General features: G+C 33.6%; 16 protein-coding genes. 1 reads left to right on the forward strand and 15 read right to left on the reverse strand.

The genetic code is table 11. The features are described 5' to 3' along the window. Positions 1-26: 26 nt before the first annotated feature. A complete protein-coding gene (locus C8E03_RS03900; protein ID WP_110290326.1) occupies positions 27-1,364 on the reverse strand; it encodes an MATE family efflux transporter in 1,338 nt (445 codons plus the stop codon). Positions 1,365-1,617: 253 nt separating this feature from the next. Here C8E03_RS03900 and C8E03_RS03905 point away from each other — a divergent pair, with 253 nt between their 5' ends. Further along, on the forward strand, positions 1,618-2,511 hold the full coding sequence (locus C8E03_RS03905) for a LysR family transcriptional regulator (RefSeq protein WP_094377910.1): 894 nt from the start codon (positions 1,618-1,620) through the stop codon (positions 2,509-2,511). 60 nt (positions 2,512-2,571) lie between these two features. Here the strand turns inward: C8E03_RS03905 and C8E03_RS03910 are convergent, their stop codons facing one another. The 14 genes from C8E03_RS03910 to C8E03_RS03975 all read right to left on the reverse strand — a co-directional run bounded on the left by C8E03_RS03910 (position 2,572) and on the right by C8E03_RS03975 (position 17,836). Next, positions 2,572-5,619, reverse strand: coding sequence for a glycerophosphodiester phosphodiesterase family protein (locus C8E03_RS03910; protein WP_110290327.1), 3,048 nt, complete (start codon positions 5,617-5,619; stop codon positions 2,572-2,574). A 321-nt stretch (positions 5,620-5,940) separates the two neighbouring features. Further along, a complete protein-coding gene (locus tag C8E03_RS03915; RefSeq protein ID WP_110290328.1) occupies positions 5,941-7,941 on the reverse strand; it encodes a methyl-accepting chemotaxis protein in 2,001 nt (666 codons plus the stop codon). A gap of 235 nt (positions 7,942-8,176) precedes the next feature. Then, positions 8,177-8,608 (reverse strand): hypothetical protein, encoded by a 432-nt coding sequence (locus C8E03_RS03920; RefSeq protein ID WP_094377907.1) that lies wholly within the window; start codon positions 8,606-8,608, stop codon positions 8,177-8,179. Positions 8,609-8,711: 103 nt separating this feature from the next. Next, positions 8,712-9,032, reverse strand: coding sequence for an AzlD domain-containing protein (locus C8E03_RS03925; RefSeq protein ID WP_110290329.1), 321 nt, complete (start codon positions 9,030-9,032; stop codon positions 8,712-8,714). After that, positions 9,022-9,738 (reverse strand): AzlC family ABC transporter permease, encoded by a 717-nt coding sequence (locus C8E03_RS03930; RefSeq protein ID WP_110290330.1) that lies wholly within the window; start codon positions 9,736-9,738, stop codon positions 9,022-9,024. Before C8E03_RS03930 ends, C8E03_RS03925 begins: the two co-directional genes overlap by 11 nt. 224 nt (positions 9,739-9,962) lie before the next feature. Continuing rightward, entirely contained in the window at positions 9,963-11,294 is a 1,332-nt protein-coding gene (locus C8E03_RS03935; RefSeq protein WP_242993361.1) for a D-alanyl-D-alanine carboxypeptidase family protein, read from the reverse strand. Positions 11,295-11,405: 111 nt separating this feature from the next. Further along, complete coding sequence (locus C8E03_RS03940) at positions 11,406-12,182, reverse strand: ZIP family metal transporter (protein ID WP_094377903.1); 777 nt, start codon at positions 12,180-12,182, stop codon at positions 11,406-11,408. Positions 12,183-12,232: 50 nt separating this feature from the next. Continuing rightward, entirely contained in the window at positions 12,233-12,715 is a 483-nt protein-coding gene (locus C8E03_RS03945; protein ID WP_110290331.1) for a TspO/MBR family protein, read from the reverse strand. A gap of 70 nt (positions 12,716-12,785) precedes the next feature. Next, positions 12,786-12,959, reverse strand: coding sequence for a FeoB-associated Cys-rich membrane protein (locus C8E03_RS03950; protein WP_110290332.1), 174 nt, complete (start codon positions 12,957-12,959; stop codon positions 12,786-12,788). Between the two features lie 247 nt (positions 12,960-13,206). After that, positions 13,207-13,749 (reverse strand): CarD family transcriptional regulator, encoded by a 543-nt coding sequence (locus C8E03_RS03955; protein ID WP_094377900.1) that lies wholly within the window; start codon positions 13,747-13,749, stop codon positions 13,207-13,209. A gap of 358 nt (positions 13,750-14,107) precedes the next feature. After that, entirely contained in the window at positions 14,108-15,046 is a 939-nt protein-coding gene (locus tag C8E03_RS03960) for a substrate-binding periplasmic protein (RefSeq protein WP_094377899.1), read from the reverse strand. Between the two features lie 55 nt (positions 15,047-15,101). Next, positions 15,102-15,803, reverse strand: a complete 702-nt coding sequence (locus C8E03_RS03965) for an amino acid ABC transporter permease (RefSeq protein ID WP_094377898.1) — start codon at positions 15,801-15,803, stop codon at positions 15,102-15,104. Positions 15,804-15,824: 21 nt separating this feature from the next. Then, positions 15,825-16,553, reverse strand: a complete 729-nt coding sequence (locus tag C8E03_RS03970; protein WP_110290333.1) for an amino acid ABC transporter ATP-binding protein — start codon at positions 16,551-16,553, stop codon at positions 15,825-15,827. A 110-nt stretch (positions 16,554-16,663) separates the two neighbouring features. Continuing rightward, positions 16,664-17,836, reverse strand: a complete 1,173-nt coding sequence (locus tag C8E03_RS03975) for a PucR family transcriptional regulator (RefSeq protein ID WP_094377896.1) — start codon at positions 17,834-17,836, stop codon at positions 16,664-16,666.

Below are 17,836 nucleotides of genomic sequence, written 5' to 3' on the forward strand. Positions count from 1 at the left end.
CTTTCTACTCTTATTTAATAGTATAGTTAGTTAATTTTTACACCTTTTCTCCATGATCCTTTTATATAAAAACCAAATGAAAGCAATGCTCCGATTAACCAGCCAATTGGCCAGGATGTCCAAATACCGGCAGAGCCAAAATATGGTGCAAGAATATAAGCCAATACAACTCTGATAATTAAATCAGAAAAAGTAGCTATCATAAATACTTTCATAGCACCCGCTCCGCGAAGTATACCGTCAGCTATTAATTTAATTGATATTACAAAATAAAACGGCGACACAATCATAAGAAATTGTTTCCCGGCTTTTAATGCTGTAATACTTTCACTATTCATAAACATTCCAAGCATTTGATTTGAAAATATAAAATATGCAATAAAAAATGGGAATGCCACAAGCATAGACATTTTAATACCCGCCTTAAACCCCTCCTTTACCCTATCATATTTACCTGCTCCCATATTCTGGGCACAAAAGCTTGACACACCATTTCCCAGTGTTGTAAAGCTTGTTATGGTAAAGGTATTTAATTTAATAGCAGCAGAGTATCCCGCTATAACGGAGGAACCTAACCCATTAATGAGGCTTTGAATAAATATATTTCCTATTGAAATAAAACTTTGCTGTAAAATACTAGGAATAGCAATCAAACTAATTTTACGTAGCATTTCATAAGAAAAAATCTGTGTTTTCCCTTCAGTTTTTATAGCCATAACACGCTTTTTGACTGAAATGAGTGCTAATAAACATGCAACTCCTTGTGCAATAAAGGTTGCCCATGCAACTCCTGCAACTCCTAAATGAAACTGAATAACAAATAGTAAATCTAAAAATATATTACCTATGGAAGATGCAATCAGGAAATAAAGTGGAGTCTTAGAATCCCCCAGTGAATTAAAAATTCCTGTTGCAATATTATATAAATATAGAAATAAAAAACCTCCTATATAAATTCTAAGATATAATGCTCCGTCTGTAAAGATATTTTTAGGTGTGTTTATCATAAGCATCAATGCTTTGCTTCCAAATAAGCCGGCGAATGTAAGTACAATTGCTAATATAATGGAAGCAATCACAGTTGTTGCAATTGCAGTTTTTACTTCTTTGTATTTTTTGGCGCCAAAAAATTGTGAAATTACAATAGAACACCCTATATTACTTCCAATTGCAATTGCCATAAATATCATAGTGATTGGATAGGATGCTCCGACTGCTGCAAGGGCATCTTCTCCTGCAAATTTGCCTGCAACAACACTATCAGCTATATTATAAATCTGTTGAAAAATTACACTAATAAACATTGGTATTGAAAATTTCCATAGCACTTCCTGTGGTTTTCCTTCTGTCAAATCCTTTATCATAATTTCCTCCTGTTATGTATTTTATTATTCACAGCAACTTTAATCGCTTTCCTTGCACAATTACTATGTTCTTAATTACATTCATCGTTTGCAGCTTGCTAGTTACTCCGATTGGTATTATACTACTTATAATTCAATAAATACAATGCATATTATTAATCTATTACATAGATAACATCTATGTAACTATACTGTTCTCAATATTTTCAGCAAGATAACCGTCAGAGGGTACACGATACAAGGAGGTATTATTTTGTCCGCAAGCTTTGATTCCTATAAAATATTTTATTATGTTGCCAAATATCAAAATATAACTGCTGCTGCAAAGGCACTGTTTCTTACACAGCCTACAGTCAGTCACTGCATTCATGGACTAGAAGCAGAGCTTGGGTGTATCCTTTTTTTGCGTTCACAAAAGGGAGTCACACTTACTCCGGAAGGATTGCTTTTATATGAACATGTCTCAATTGCATGTGAACATATTTTTAAAGCAGAAGATCTAATAAATGCAATGAATTCTCTGTCGGACGGCGTGATTCATATAGGAGCAAGTGAGACAACGCTGCATCATTATTTACTTCCATATCTTAAGGAATTCCGCCTCAAACATCCGAAAATAAAATTACAGATTGCAAACAATAATACTCCATCTACGATTGAATTTCTTAAATCCGGCTTAATGGACGTTGCTATTTTAGTAATGGCTACGGACGAAAAGGATACTGAACTTACCGTTCACAAGCTTGCTTCTTTTCGATATGTTGCAATCGCATCGGATGCATTTATGGAACTAAAGGGGCGATCTGTTTCCTTAAGGGAATTATGTGATTATCCTCTGATTTGTATGGAAGCGGGAACCTTTACCAGAAAATTTCTGGATAAATATTTTCTTGACTATCATTATGAGTTAAAACCGGATATTGAACTTGCAACTGCCGACTTGATTACTCCCATGGTCAAAAATGATTTGGGTGTTGGCTTCGCTCCTTATGAATTTGCACGAAAAAGCTTATTAGACCATACTGTATTTGAGTTAAATATAACAGAGAAAATGCCACCGTGTGAAATATGTGCCATTACTAATAATGGCAGGCCGTTATCCATTGCCAGTCAGGCATTTTTACAAATGCTTCTAAAGAAAGAATAATATTTTTACAGAAAAAAAAGCGGATAAGTCCGATAAGTCCGCTTCATTTTGAATTCTTCTTTAAGTTTTTGATATAGAAATTTTTCTTACATTCGAAAAATCACCATAATATTTTTTTCCATCTATCTTCACATAAGCTCTAATTTTGTAATAATACTTTTTTCCCACCTTAAGATTTTTTAAAGTTACAGATGTCTTTGAATTTTTTTTAATATTTTTAACCAACTTATATTCTTTATTACCTGGTTTTTTACAATATATTTCATATCCTGAAACGTAAGAAACTTTACTCCATGTCAGTTTCACTGATTTATCACCTTGATTCACAGCTTTTACCTTAGGCATCTTATTTGGCTTTATAATCACTATACATTCAGAACTTTTACCATTTTCTGTGGTCACACCTATTTTTGCTTTACCCACCCTTTTTGTTGTAATCAAACCGGTTTCCGAAATGGTTGCGATTGATTCTTTCGAGGATGTCCAATTTAATATTACTTTCTTGTCCAACGATTGAATATTCTCCTGCAAATCAAAGGTGTTTCCAGTCGTTAATTCTATCACCGGCTCATTCATTACAAGTTCTATAGGCTGATATCTGTCATATTTTACAACTTGGATGTTTTTAATTCTAAAAATTCCATTCTCTCCTTCATTTAGTCCAAACACAACGCTAAGGTTTATGGATTGTGTTGCAGTATATGTAAAACATACTGTCTGCCATCCGGTTGTACTATCTAAATATCCAGTCTTTCCAATCTGTCTGTCATTCTGGTTAGCTGTAAAATACGGATAATTTCCTGATATAGAATTTACCTGTGCCGTAACTATTATGACTTGTCCTTTTGCAATGTTATCATTCACAAGTTCATATTGACATGCACAATTCTTTCCAACATTTACTGTACTTACATTATCTTCTTCAAACCACGTGTTTTCTTTGGACAGACACTCTTCAATTGAAGCTGCTTTTTCAGCCTGACCATTATTTATTCTGACTTTATTATAATTTTCATTAATTTCCATGCTATCTTCTAACTCAAGATTGTCAACGTTATTTCCATATGTGATACCATTTGTGGTAATGTAATCAACCTGCCATTTTCTACATTGTTCTTCAACTGAAAGATGATTAACATTCCATACAATAATCTCTAGATTATTCTTTTTTGCATATGCGGCAACTTCGTCATTTAGTGATTTATAATAAAGGTTGATTCCATTACATTTTAACCGCAATGCTTTGTTCACTGCTTCGAATCCATCGCCATCGCTAATTAGACTAGTTGAGATGCTTTGATTGTTTTTTCTAACTGCCTTTAAAACCGATTCCTTTTGACTACTTATCTTGGCCGTTTGCAAAAATCCATACTTGTCCACTATTTTTAACAAAGCTTTTATATTTTTAACATCTTTAATTTCAATAGAGGGTATTAAGTTGTACTCATTGCAGCATGCCAATACCTCTTCTAGAGTTGGAATTTTTAAATTCTTATAATTTTCAATCCCCTGCCCATTATCTATGTTAAACTTCTTAATCTGCTCCAGTGTTAATTTCGTAATTTTACCTTTACCGTTTGTCATTCTGCTGACATCCAAATCATGAGATATTACAAATTTTCCGTCTTTGGTTTGATACACATCAAATTCTACCGACTGATAGCCATACAAACCCGCCATTTCCATAGCTGGAATTGTATTTTCAGGAGCCAGCGACGACATTCCTCTATGTGCAATCATAATAATGCTATCTTTCTCATCCTTACTGTCTGCTTCTTTATCTAATAGGGTAATTAACTCATTGTTATTAGCACTTTCTGCTTTTTTATTTTGTGCTGCCAAATCAGTGTTATTTTGTGTATCACCTTGACCTGCAATATGCCCAACGCTTTGTTCACTCTCTTGGGAAGATACTTCCTTATCTTGTGTTTCTTGTGTTTCTTGCGTTCCTTGCATTTCTTGCGTTTCTGTTTCTTGTGTTTCTTGCGTTTCTGTTTCTTGTGTTTCTTGCGTTTCTACTTCTTGCGTTTCTATTTCTTGTGTTTCATTATTTATATCTACTTTATTGCCTGATCGTTCTTTCGTATAAATTTTTACCCCATAATCTACATTATTCAACTTTTCCCATGATGCATCGTTAGATTTTTTTAAAAAAGTTAAACATTCTCCTTTTATACTATTATCCACTAAAGCAGAAGCTTCCCCGTTTACTTCCTCCTGCAAATCATCTGTTGTTTCAGAATCACTTTTTTCTTCTGTAACTTTGCTTTCTTCTATATCTTTGCTTTCTTCTATATCTTTGCTTTCTTCTATATCTTTGCTTTCTTCTATATCTTTGCTTTCTTCTATATCTTTGCTTTCTTCTGTCTTAGTGTTCTCTTCCTTGTCTGTCTTGCTAAACTGAGCCAGAGTAATATCTGTGTCTGCTTCAAGACTTAGTGAAATAATATATTTACTGCCCTCTTGGAGTATTATTTCCGGCAGCAAAATTAAATGGCAGCCTTGCTGCTTTAATTCTCCGGTAATGGGATTTTCCAAAAGCATTTGAAAATCTTTGTCCGTTTCACCTTTACTATTATCCACATAAATCTGAAGGGAATAATGAATATCATCTGAGGCTGTTATCACACGAACAGCTTCAAGTTTTTCTTCTATACTATTATTTTCACTAACAGATTCCTGTTTTTCCTTTAATTGTTTTATTCCGTTTCCTGTTGTAAATTCACTTGCAATACAGACACCACTATGAAATGTTTCAAGTGTATACTCATTACCATATTCATTTTCATAAACATAGTCATAATCTGATGCTTCTTTCTCTGTCTCTATAAAAGCAATCGCTGTTTCTATTGCAAACTTCTTATCAGATGAATCCCGATCTGACTTTTGATCTATATTTTCTGACTCATTCAAATTGCCTGTATCTTGATTGCTATCAGCTTTGTCATTATTTGAATCACCACTTGCCTCCTGCTCACTTGTATTGTTTTCATCTAATTGGTTGTTTTGATCTTCAATTAATTCCACTGCATAAATTCTTTGTGGAATAAGAAGCCCTATATTAGCAGCTGCTAGCAGCACTGCAACCAATTTGTAACATCTAATCATACTCTGATCTCCTTAGACTTGTCTAATACTGCTTTTCCCAAATGTAATAGCTATTTCATTTAAGAGCAACACTGTTATTTAAAATTATACCAAAGCTTTCTTAATTATTGTTGTATTCATTTTTTACATTTACATTAATATTTTCTTACTCCAAAGTATGAATTATCTTAACACTGTCTTAATTAACATGAAGTGACCTTTTTAACATTTATTCTTACGGGCACTTCATGTTTTTATTTTATAAAATTTATTTATTAATGATTTCAACAGAAAAAAACAAGACTATTTCCCTTTGAATTGTCTTGTTTTTTCTTGATTTATTTAAAATTGGAACTTATCAATTAAATTTTTAAGCATTGCTGATTCACCTGATAGTTCTTCACTAGCCGCTGCACTTTCCTGTGCAGTTGCCGAATTGGATTCAACTACACTTGCTATTTGATTAATCCCTTCTGTAATTTGCGATACAGCGTTTGCCTGTGAAGATGAGGCGGCTGCTATCTCCGTTACAATATGATCCACCTGCTTTGCCTTTCCAATTACCTCATCCATAGAATTTGCAGCTATTTGATTTAGCTTTGTTCCTTCCTCAACTGCCTGAATGGAGTTTTGAATCAGCACAGCAGTATTTTTTGCTGCCATCGCACTCTGTTCTGCTAAGGCTCTTACTTGTTGGGCAACTACAGCAAACCCTCTTCCTGATTCTCCGGCTCTTGCAGCTTCAATAGCTGCATTTAAGGATAATAAATTAGTTTGTGTCGCAATATCCTCAATACTCTTTATAATATTGGCAATTTCACTGGATGCCTCTTTAATTTTACCCATTCCGTCTATTGACTGTTGCATTTGATTATTGCTCTGTGATATTTCCGCATTCATATTATCAACCAATTCTTTTGCTTCTTCCGTATGCTTTGCATTATCCTGTGTCCGATTGGAGATTTCAGTTATCGTTGCCGTCAATTCTTCTATGGCGCTCGCCTGATCCGTTGCGCCTTCTGCTAAACCCTGCGATGCTTTTGCCACATCACTGGCTCCTAATGCAACACGTTGTGCATTTCCGTCAATTTCTATCATCGCTGAACTTAATGCTGTAACAATCTTTCTAAATGATTCACTTATTGTTGCAAAGTCTCCTATATAGGTTTCGTTGATATCAATTTTAAAATTACCGTTTGACATTTCATTAAGCTGAATACCAATATCTTGTATGATGTGATTCAAACTATCCACAGTGCTTTTTAAGGATAAAAGTAATATTTGTGTTTCATCATTACTTGTTGCCTGCGGTATTTCTGAGGTTAAATCTCCTTGTGCTAATAATTTTAGCCGTTCAACACATTGTATAATTGGCTGTGCAATTTTTTTTCCATAAATTTTTCCTGCATAATTTCCAAATATAATAAATGCAATAACCAATATCAGGCTAATCAATAGAGATATGTAAAATTTACCTAAAAAGTTATTTCTGACTGCAACTACCGCAATACTCCAACCATTGCTGTTCTCAACCGGAGAGTATGCAACAATTTTTATCACACCGTTGTATCGATAGGTTCCAATTCCATTTTCGCCTGCTGCCATTTTTTCAACAATTTTTCCAAATTTTTTGAGCTTTGTATTCGTCTTTCCTAATTCAATGCCATTTTCAACTCCAACAATAGTGGAATCAATATCAGCAATTGTAGTTCCTGTTGAATCAACCATGAATGCAGTGCCATTCTTACCCACTACAATTTGCCTCATAATATTATTTAAATATTCTCCATCAGGAACGAATACAATAACACCGACTACTGTCGTATCCGGTATACCGCCTTCCCACAGTGGGGCCGCCACAACCATGCAAACCTGTTTTTCTACTTCACTGTAGGATGGGGTTTGGACATATGTCTTGCCTTGTATGCATTCCTTAAAATAGTCACTATCCGATACATCTACCTGATTAAATAAATCCATTCCATTCTTATCTATTATCGTACCATCTAAAAAACCATTTTTATCAATACGTTGTTGAATAATTGACTTTTTTTCCTCAATTGTTTTATCTGCGCTTGCCAATCTTGCTATACATCCCGTTTCATATGCTATAGCAAGATATTCCCGAGTGGATACCTCTACTAAATCTGCCGCTACATCTGATGTTTCTTTGATTGTTTTATTAATCGCTCCAATCGAGGACTGGTAGCTTAAATAAGAAGTAACCAGTCCCAATAAAACACAGCACACAATAACTAAAGTAGTAATGAAATATACAATTTGTGATTCAAGACCTACGAAATCATTGTTTTTTGCCTTTTTAAAAATAGGTTTTTTAAGCATATGTACCTCCCGTACTATTTTATTTTTGAAACATAATACTTTTTACCTAGTTAGTTGTGAACATTATACTATATTTCATTCTGACAAAATTTTATTTTATCAATATTTAATAAAGTTATTAGAATCTTAAAGCAAATAGTGGAATACTTTTTAATCTAGGTCTTTCCTATGAACTAAAAAAGAAACATATATGTATACTATGTTTCTTTTGATAAATTAAAATGAATGTGCTTTCTTATAAAAATACCTTTAACTCATCCATAAAATCCTGTTCAGTTTTAACCAATTTTTTTGCTAATGAAATGCTTTCTTTCGAAGCCTCTGTATACTTATTAATATATTCACTTAAAGATTGGATTCCCATATTACAGCCATCCATCATGATTTTTGCAATCTTTTGAGTATTATCATTTATCATAAGCTTTACTTCTGTACTCATCCATGAAAAGGTCTTAGCAAGCATACTTGGATCTTTTTCATCCTTATTGTACTTATTGAGTAACTCATGACATTCATCCCCAATATGAATATGAGGTTCATTATACTTATCAATCAATCTTTTCAGCTTGTCATTATCTACATATTGCATAACCTGTTCCATGCTGTCTGTTGCCGATTTGCAGCCAGCATTGCATTCCTTTAATAGACAAATTGTATCTTCATTCATAATATCATCCTTTCACCACTATAAATTTGCATCCTTTAGTGTGTGAAAAGTATTCTTTTTTTATTCATAAACTGTATGATTCTCTATCTTTTTCATTTCACATTCAAAAATTAAAAAGTACTATCAATCTTTCCACTACAAATACAACGGCACAGGCACAAATTGCAACGGTAATGAGACTTTTACCCTTATATGCCAAAAGTAAGGCTGTGGCAAAACCCAAAATTGCTGATATTGTACTTGCAGTAGAAAATAAAATTACAGGAAATGTCATTGCTGCAAGCGTTGCATATGGTACATAGTATAAAAATGATTTAATATATCTATTTTTAATTTCCTTATTCAGTAATGTTAAGGGAAGTGCCCGAATCAAATAAGTAACTGCTGCCATTACAAGTATGTAAATATAAATATTACCTTTCATTTGTGTTCTCCTCGTTGATCGGACATAACCATGCTGCAATACCTGCTATCAAAACTGTAATTATAATTGTTCTAAAGCCTGCTGACACCTGTTTAATAATTGGTAAAGTATAAAAGGCCATGCTGCATACCATTGCTCCCAAAACCACCAATCGTACACTTTTGCTTTCTTTTGCCTTGGGAATAATTATAGCAATAAACATTGCATATATCGCAATTCCCAGTGCATTTAATACACTCACAGGCATAATATTTCCAAACACAATACCAAAAAAAGTTCCAAATATCCATCCCGGAACTGCTGAACTCATAACACCATATGAATAATAAGGATTTAGTTTTCCGTCGTGGCAAATGGTTACACCAAATATCTCATCTGTTACTCCATATGCTATAAAAAACCGATGCACAGGAAATAAGTTCGATTCCAGCTTTTGTGACAACGAGCATGACATTAAACAATATCGAATATTAAGTACCAACTGTGCCAATGCCATTTCCATATAAGATGCTCCATATGCTATCATATCAATTCCTGCAAATTGTCCGGCTGAAGTCACATTCGTTACCGATATTAATACAGTCTGAAAGACGGTCAATCCCACTATGCCAGCCTTAATTCCAAAAGTAAATGAAACGGCGAAATACCCTAGGCAAATAGGAATACCATCCTTAAATCCACTTTTCCACTGTTCTATCTGATTCATCTATCTATCAACGGTCAAATAGTTTCAATTCCTATAAGAGTTGTTTGTCAGACCGTTTTCCTCCATTAATTCGTATGTACTATTTAATACACTAATATGTAATTTAGTACAGATTTTACTTTTTGTCAATAACTACCACTCTAATATTGAATCCTAATACAAGAAAAAAGTGTCTGATTAAGACACTTTTTTGCAAATTGGTTAAGCTAATTGTTCTAATAAATTCAAATGGAAAACTTTTCAAAAACCATTTTAAAGCACCAGCAAAAATTAATTCGTTTTATACTGTCTGTCAATATTACATTCTCCACTTTCCAAACCTCTCCATTAACCAGATATTGAATAGTCCCCACCTGATCTCCTGAATGAACCGGTGCCTCTAATTCCTTTGCAATATCATAAACCACATCAATTGTTTCATCTTTTCTCAAAAGAAGACCATTTTTATCATTTTCATTCGTATTCGTACTAACTACCTCAAGTCCTGCATATGCGGTTCCCCTCAAGGTATTTGTTTGAGCATTTTTTACAATAATCGGGTCGAATTTAGTATCGTCTATGATTGCATCATCATAATTTTGAAATTCAAAATTTTCAATTCCATAATTCATCAGCTTCTTCGTATCGCTCCATTTATAGCTTTTGTGATTAGGCCAGCCACAGGCAAGAAGTGCTACCACATAGGTTTTATCGTCACGTTCTAATGCACCAACATAGCAATATCCTGCATTGTTTGTAAATCCCGTCTTACCAGATAACGCCCCATCCATCATACCTAAGAATGCATTATGATTATTACAGGAAAAAGAACGAGTCCCGCTTATCAACGTTTTGTCCTCTTTCGTAATCATGTTATGAAAGTTATAGCTTGCTGTTCTAGTTATTTCAAGAAACTGATCCTTTTTAGGGGATTTCTTAATACAATATGACATGATTTTGGCTAAATCCCTTGCAGTTGTTGAATGTATGCGAATGCTGCCATCTTCCATAGTTACTTGTGAGTCCAAGCCATTTGGTGTTATAAAATATGTATTAAAACATCCAATATCTCTTGCTTTTTGGTTCATCATATCAGCAAAGGCCTTGACATATTCTTTACTTTGCTGCGTGTCAGCTTCTTTTGCATCCATACTATTTGTATAAAGTGCGCCTCCTACATATTCGGCAATTGCGACAGCACTGTCATTATGTGATTCCAGCATTAATGAATATAAGATATCCGTTAACATAAACTGTTCGCCTGCCAATGCATTTAACTGAACATCCGGCATGGAAGCTGCGTATTTTGAAAAGGTTATAACATCGTCTGCATTTGAATTCTCTAATGCCACAATTAATGTCATAATTTTTGTAGTGCTTGCCATGGGCAATTGCTCATCACCGTTTTTCTGATAAAGTATACGCCCCGAATCTGCATCCATTAATACCGCCGCTTTCGAATAAAGACTTCCAAGTATTTCTTCTGCGTTAATTGTTTCTTGATTATCCGCATATGCTGAGGTGACATTTAATATGGCAAAATATACGATACAAATACAAGTTAATAATTTTTTCAATGATCCCTCGATATGAATACGTATTACTTATTTTTATGATATTATCTTAAAATTTATGTGTAAATAAATCCTTAATCAAACCTGGTTCAATCATTTTTATTTTCATTATTATCAGCTTAACGCGACGTCAAGTATCATCATAATCAAAAAACCTATGGCAAAGCCGATGGTTCCAATATTAGAATGTTCCCCCTCTGATGCTTCTGGTATTAATTCTTCTACTACAACATATATCATTGCTCCTGCTGCAAAGGACAGTAAATAAGGAAGAAACGGCACGATGTAATTGGTGAGTAATATGGTAATTACTGCTCCGATTGGTTCTACAATTCCAGATAGTGTACCATAAACAAAGGCTTTTGTTTTACTTTTTCCTTCACTTTTTAACGGCAGGGATATAATCGCTCCTTCCGGGAAATTTTGTATCGCAATTCCAACGGAAAGGGCAAAGGCTCCAGCCATTGATATGTCGCTACTATTCATCATAACTCCGGCAAAAACCACACCAACTGCCATTCCCTCCGGAATGTTATGCAAAGTAACTGCTAATACAAGCATCGTACTTTTCTTTAAGGAAGTTTTGATTCCTTCTGGTTCGTCACTGCTTAAATGCAAATGAGGAATGATTCGATCCATAAGAAGTAAAAACAAAATTCCAAGCATAAAACCTGTTGCCGCCGGTACAAAGGAAAACTTTCCCAAATACTCAGACATATCAATTGACGGAATTAATAAAGACCATACCGCGGCAGCCACCATCACTCCGGATGCAAATCCCAGAAGACCTTTTTGAACCAAAGACGACAACTGATCCCTTAAGAAAAAGACGCTGAAAGCACCAAGAGTTGTTCCAATAAAGGGTATTATAATTCCTAGCGTAATATGCATTACTATCACTCCCTTATTTCTCTTAATTGTAATTTTTTAAAATAAAAACCTTAAATGGCTGAGCCATTCAAAAAAATAATTCCTAAATTTAAATATCCGGAAAACATAATCCATAAAAGATATGGGATTTGCAATTTTCCTGCACAGATATAAATCGCACTAAATCTCTCAATCATAATGTATACAGCAAACCATAATAGAAGCAGAATCATAAAAGCTATTAAATATGCATGAAGATTAAAAAAAATCAATGACCATATAAAGTTTAGAAACAATTGTATTCCATATACTCTTAAAGCATCCCCCTTTTCTTTCTGACTGGCCTCTGCGCTGTAAATCATATAAGCAGAAACTCCCATCAAAATATATAATATTGTCCATACAATCGAAAAAAGCCAAACTGGTGGAGACAATAGGGGTTTTGTAAATGAATTGTATACGGATATGCTTTCCTTTGTTAACTGACTAGCTAGTGCACCAATACCTACACTAACAGCAATGCTAAATAACAATTCTTTCCATTTAATATACATGCAGCTTCATCTCGTTTTTTACTATTTTATGTTAAATTATAAATAGTATAACTTAAAATAGCCAAGAAATTTATTTATCCTGATGACATCCTGAGGAATGTCCGCATCCGCCACAACTGCTGCCACAGCAGCCCTTACCTTGCTTTTTATCTTTAATCATCTTTCTGATAACAAATGCCACAATAGAAGCAAGTACTAGGCTGATTATAACAGTTCCTAAATTTGATAATATAAATTGTATCATAATAAATCCTCCTTTGAGATCGTTTCATCTTACATTATATACTACTATTATGTTTCATATTTTTATTCTTGTAATATTAAAATTAGAAGAATGAGATACTTTTTAGATTTTGATATTGATTATCATTATCTCTGTTCATATTATAGTATTCTTCCTTTTTCTTGTCAATCCATTTCACTAATTTTTTGTGTACAATAGAAAAAGAATCAATCTTTTAATGAAATGATTGATCCTTAATATTTACCTGTTATAGTTGAACTTTGTTCTTCATCTCCTGTTTTACCTCTTCAAAAGTTTTGCCTTTTACAATTGCTATTTCAGAATAGGCCAACTTCTGTGCCTTGCATAAAATATCCTTGTCCATACTTTGCAAAGGCTTTTCAAGCTCTCTTTGAAGCATCATTATAATAATTTTTGTTATTTTAACGGTATCGCATGACTTAATTACGGTTGAAAATGATTCCTGACGCTTTCTATTATCTGAAATCCAATTAATTTCTATCTTATTCAGTTCATTTGGAATTTTATCTATTTCATTTACACTCATAATTTTTCTGATTCTATTTGCATTTTGGCTTATTACTGGAATATATACTACGGTCGTTTCATTTAACAAAGGAACCAGCTTATAATATTGATGCTCCTTATTTCCTCTCTTCATCGTTATAATGCCTTTTACATAGCAAGCACCTTCTACTGGATGCATTACTTTTTCACCTACTTGATATTCTTCTGAATCAAATTCTCCTAAACTTGAATTTGTATCATCACTACCTGTTTTTCTTTCCATAATACCTCCATTTTTTTTGATCTGTTGACATGTTATTAATTTATATAGTTCGATTAACCATATGTAAAATTTGTAATTATTGTAAAATAAGAATTTCTGATAGGTATTAAAGAATAATTACGATTGATTAGATAATAGTACTATCACAATGATATTTTATAATAGCACTCGGTAACTTTATTTTATCGTTACCTAGATTAAGAAACAAAAAATCCTTTTCATCATCTTGCTTTTCTTGCTACAACTTATATTATAACCTATTTTTACAAGAAAATACAGGTTTTTATACGATATTAAAGGAAAGCACGCTAATGCTTTCCTGTTTTTTCCATTTAAAACAAATGAAGTTTTTAAAATACTACTTTTTATTTTGAGTTATTCCGTCTTCAACATCAACAAAATAATCTTCATTTAATCCAAAGTCCTCTAGTATATCCATTAATGTACCGTCTTCTTTCATTTCGTCTAAGACTGTATTCACTTCGTATAAGAAGTCCTGATCCTCAAAGCGTATCGCTGCTCCTATTTTCCCAGAAGCTTCCGATTCGTATGGACTTAATATTTTTAGATTTAGACTTGAATCCTGAGCAAGTGTGTATGCTGCCACTATTCCATCAGTAATGCAAGCATCTATTTTTCCTGTATTGACAGCCATCATCAATTCGGTCTGCTTTCCAAAAATACTAACTTCTTTCACTTTTCCTTCCTTAACCCATGCCTGCGCTGTTTCCAGAAAAGTAGTTCCCTTTTGTCCTCCTAATGTAGCTTGTTTTAAATCCTCTTTTGCAGTAATTGAAGAATCATTTGGTATGATAATTCCCTCACCCTCTTGATACCACGCATTGGTAAAAAGTGCTTTTTGTAATCTCTCATCTTTAATATACATTGCATCTGTAACCATATCTACCGTTTTATTATTAAGTTCAATTAATAAATTTTCAAATGCTACTTCTTTCATTACAACTTTTGGGATTCCAAGGCGTTTGGCAATTTCTTTGATTATGACCGCATCAATTCCTTCAAATTCTCCCGTTTCAACATCTATATAGGCAAATGGTGCATCGTTGGACGAGGCTACCGTGAGTACTCCTTTTTCCTTTATTTTATGCAGCAGCTCGCTTTCATCCTTCGTGTTTTCTGTCTTAACTGCCTCTTGGCTGCTTTCCTCTTTTGTTTCTTGCTCTGCCTGTGTGAAATCATCGGAGGTACTCTTTGTACTTGAACAACCTGCAGTGAATGCTACCATTAAGACAACTGAAAATAAAGTTACCTTTATTTTTTTCCATACTCTTTTCATAATTAATCTCCTCTTCTTTCATTTATATTAATAACTTTTACATTTTTGCCTTTTACTAACTCCTGCTGAATTTATTCATTTTCTTCTCTAACATTTTCACTCCCTGCGAAAGAGGTACACTAATGACTAAATAAACGACGGCAAGCAATGTATATGCCTCTATGGTCAAAAAAGTCTGAGATGCATAAGCCTGTGTTCTTAGCAATAGTTCGCTTACTGCAATACAAGCAAGTAATGATGTATCTTTAATCATCATAACTAAATAATTGCCAAATACAGGTACTGAATTTCGAAAGGATGGCGGAAGGATAATTTTGATTAAAACTTGTATTTCACTAAAACCTAATGCTAAGCCTGCCTCTCTTTGTCCTGGGTCAATTGATACAATTGCGGACCGAATCACCTCTGACATATAACAGCCATAATTGACGGAAAACCCCACAATACCTGCCATAACAGAAGAAATTTGAACATTGTAATCAATTTCAACTGCCTTAAGAAGATTAGACATTAACAATGGTAATACATAATAGATATAAAAGAATTGCACCAATAATGGTGTTCCTCTTATCAACTCCACAAATACTCCCATTCCCCATCTTGCTACTTTATTTTTGCTCATTTTTACAATTGCAACCAAAAACCCAATGATAATTGCTCCCATAAAGCCAATTACGGTTACTTCCAATACTACTCCTACGCCTGTTACCAGGCTCGGACCCAGTGTTTTTATTGCTTTTCCAAAATATAATTCCATCTTTACCCCTCCTTCAAATAATTATTTTTGTAATACTCTGGATAAGAATTCTTTAGTTCTTTTATGCTTTGGATTCGTAAATATCTCCTGTGGTGTATCATCTTCTATTATATATCCACCATCCATGAAGATAACTCTATCAGATATCTCTCTTGCAAATCCCATCTCATGTGTCACAACAACCATTGTCATTCCTTCCTTAGCTAATTGCTTCATGACATCCAATACATCCCCCACAAGCTCTGGATCAAGTGCTGAGGTTGGTTCATCAAATAACAACATCTCTGGATTCATTGCCAATGCTCTTGCTATGGCCACACGTTGCTGCTGTCCTCCTGAAAGCGTGCTTGGATATACATTTGCTTTCTCTGCAAGTCCAACCTTTTTCAGTAAATCCAATGCCATATTATTTGCTTCTTCCTTTGATACCTTATTAATCAAAACTGGCGCCATTGTCACGTTTTGCAGTACTGTTTTAAGTGGAAATAAATTAAATCGTTGAAATACCATTCCCACTTTTTTTCTCAACTCTTTAATCTCACTGGTCATATCCATCACATTATTACCCTGATAGAATATTTTTCCACTTGTTGGTATCTCCAAAAGATTCAAGCATCTTAAGAATGTACTTTTCCCCGAGCCCGACGGTCCAATGATACAAACCACTTGACCGGCTTCAATGCATAAATTAATATTTTTTAAAACCTCTAATTCACCATAGTATTTAGACAATTTGTTTACCTTTAGCATAGCATACCTCCTTTTTTAACATATAAAAAGCGACGCTGCACTCAATCTGCACCGTCGCTTTATTTGTTTGTCAGTCTATCACCACTTAAAATTTTTGTCAATAGCAATTTTTACATTTTATTTTCAGATACATTCTGTATATCATTAATGTAGTAACATAATTGAAGCATAAATCTATCCTTAGTATTATCTAAATCACATGCTAAAAGTTCTCTTATTTTCTTCATACGGTAATTTATTGTGTTCCTGTGTGTAAAACTTTTTTCTGCAACTAATTGTATACTTGAATTATATTCCAAATATAACTCTAATGTGTCTAAATATTTGCTGTTATGTAAATTATCATATTCCACTATTTCTCCAAGATATTCCCAGAAAATTTTTTCCAATACTTCTTTATCTTCCACCTCTGTCAAAATCTTATAAGCTCTCATTTCATCATACAAAATCATATTCTTATTTTTTTTCTCAGCTAAATCATAAGCAGCTAATGCATGCTTGTACCCTTTGGTCAGATTGTATATTCCTTCATTTACCGATCCTATCCCTATTCTGATCTCTGACAACAAGCAATTTTCTTTAATCACTTTATTGATACACTCTGAAATATTGCAATGCCTGGATAAAAGCTGCTTAATAATAAGCACCTTGTTTTCAAAGATAACACTACTTAATCTTTGTACATACTTTTTAAGTTTACTTAAAAAATTAATTTCAAAAAATAATTTTATTTCATCCTGTTCCATTCTCGCTAATGCAATAGGAATACTCACAATTGTAATTTGAAATAATCCATTTATATCATAATCCATTTTCTTTACCAGTGAATAATCTGCCTTCTGAGGCTGAAATAAAATATTATGAAAGCATTCTGATATATTTAACTGATTTTGTTTATCACATATGATCCAATTACAATATTCTTGTGTTACATCAACCAAATGAGTCTCCCACGGCATTACAAATAATGGAAAACCCGTCTGATTACATAATTCAGTTGCCGCCTGAGGAATTGATTGAATATAATTTCCAGTGTTAATTATAATTCCAGATGCCTTTTGATGAATCAAAATCCAAATCATATCTGTTAAATCTGATTCTGACTTGATTCCAAGGCCGGTTGTAATAATTAACTCACTTCCCCTGATAAAATCTGCCGTCGTGATATCCTCCATAATATAAATCCAACTTATCACATTGCTTATTCCTGCATTTCCTGCAAGTAATTTAAGCTTATACTTCTCCTTGGTTTTCTCATAAATATTCTCGACGCTGACTGACAT

The organism is Lachnotalea glycerini, from assembly GCF_003201285.1.
Taxonomy (GTDB): Bacteria; Bacillota; Clostridia; order Lachnospirales; family Lachnospiraceae; genus Lachnotalea; species Lachnotalea glycerini.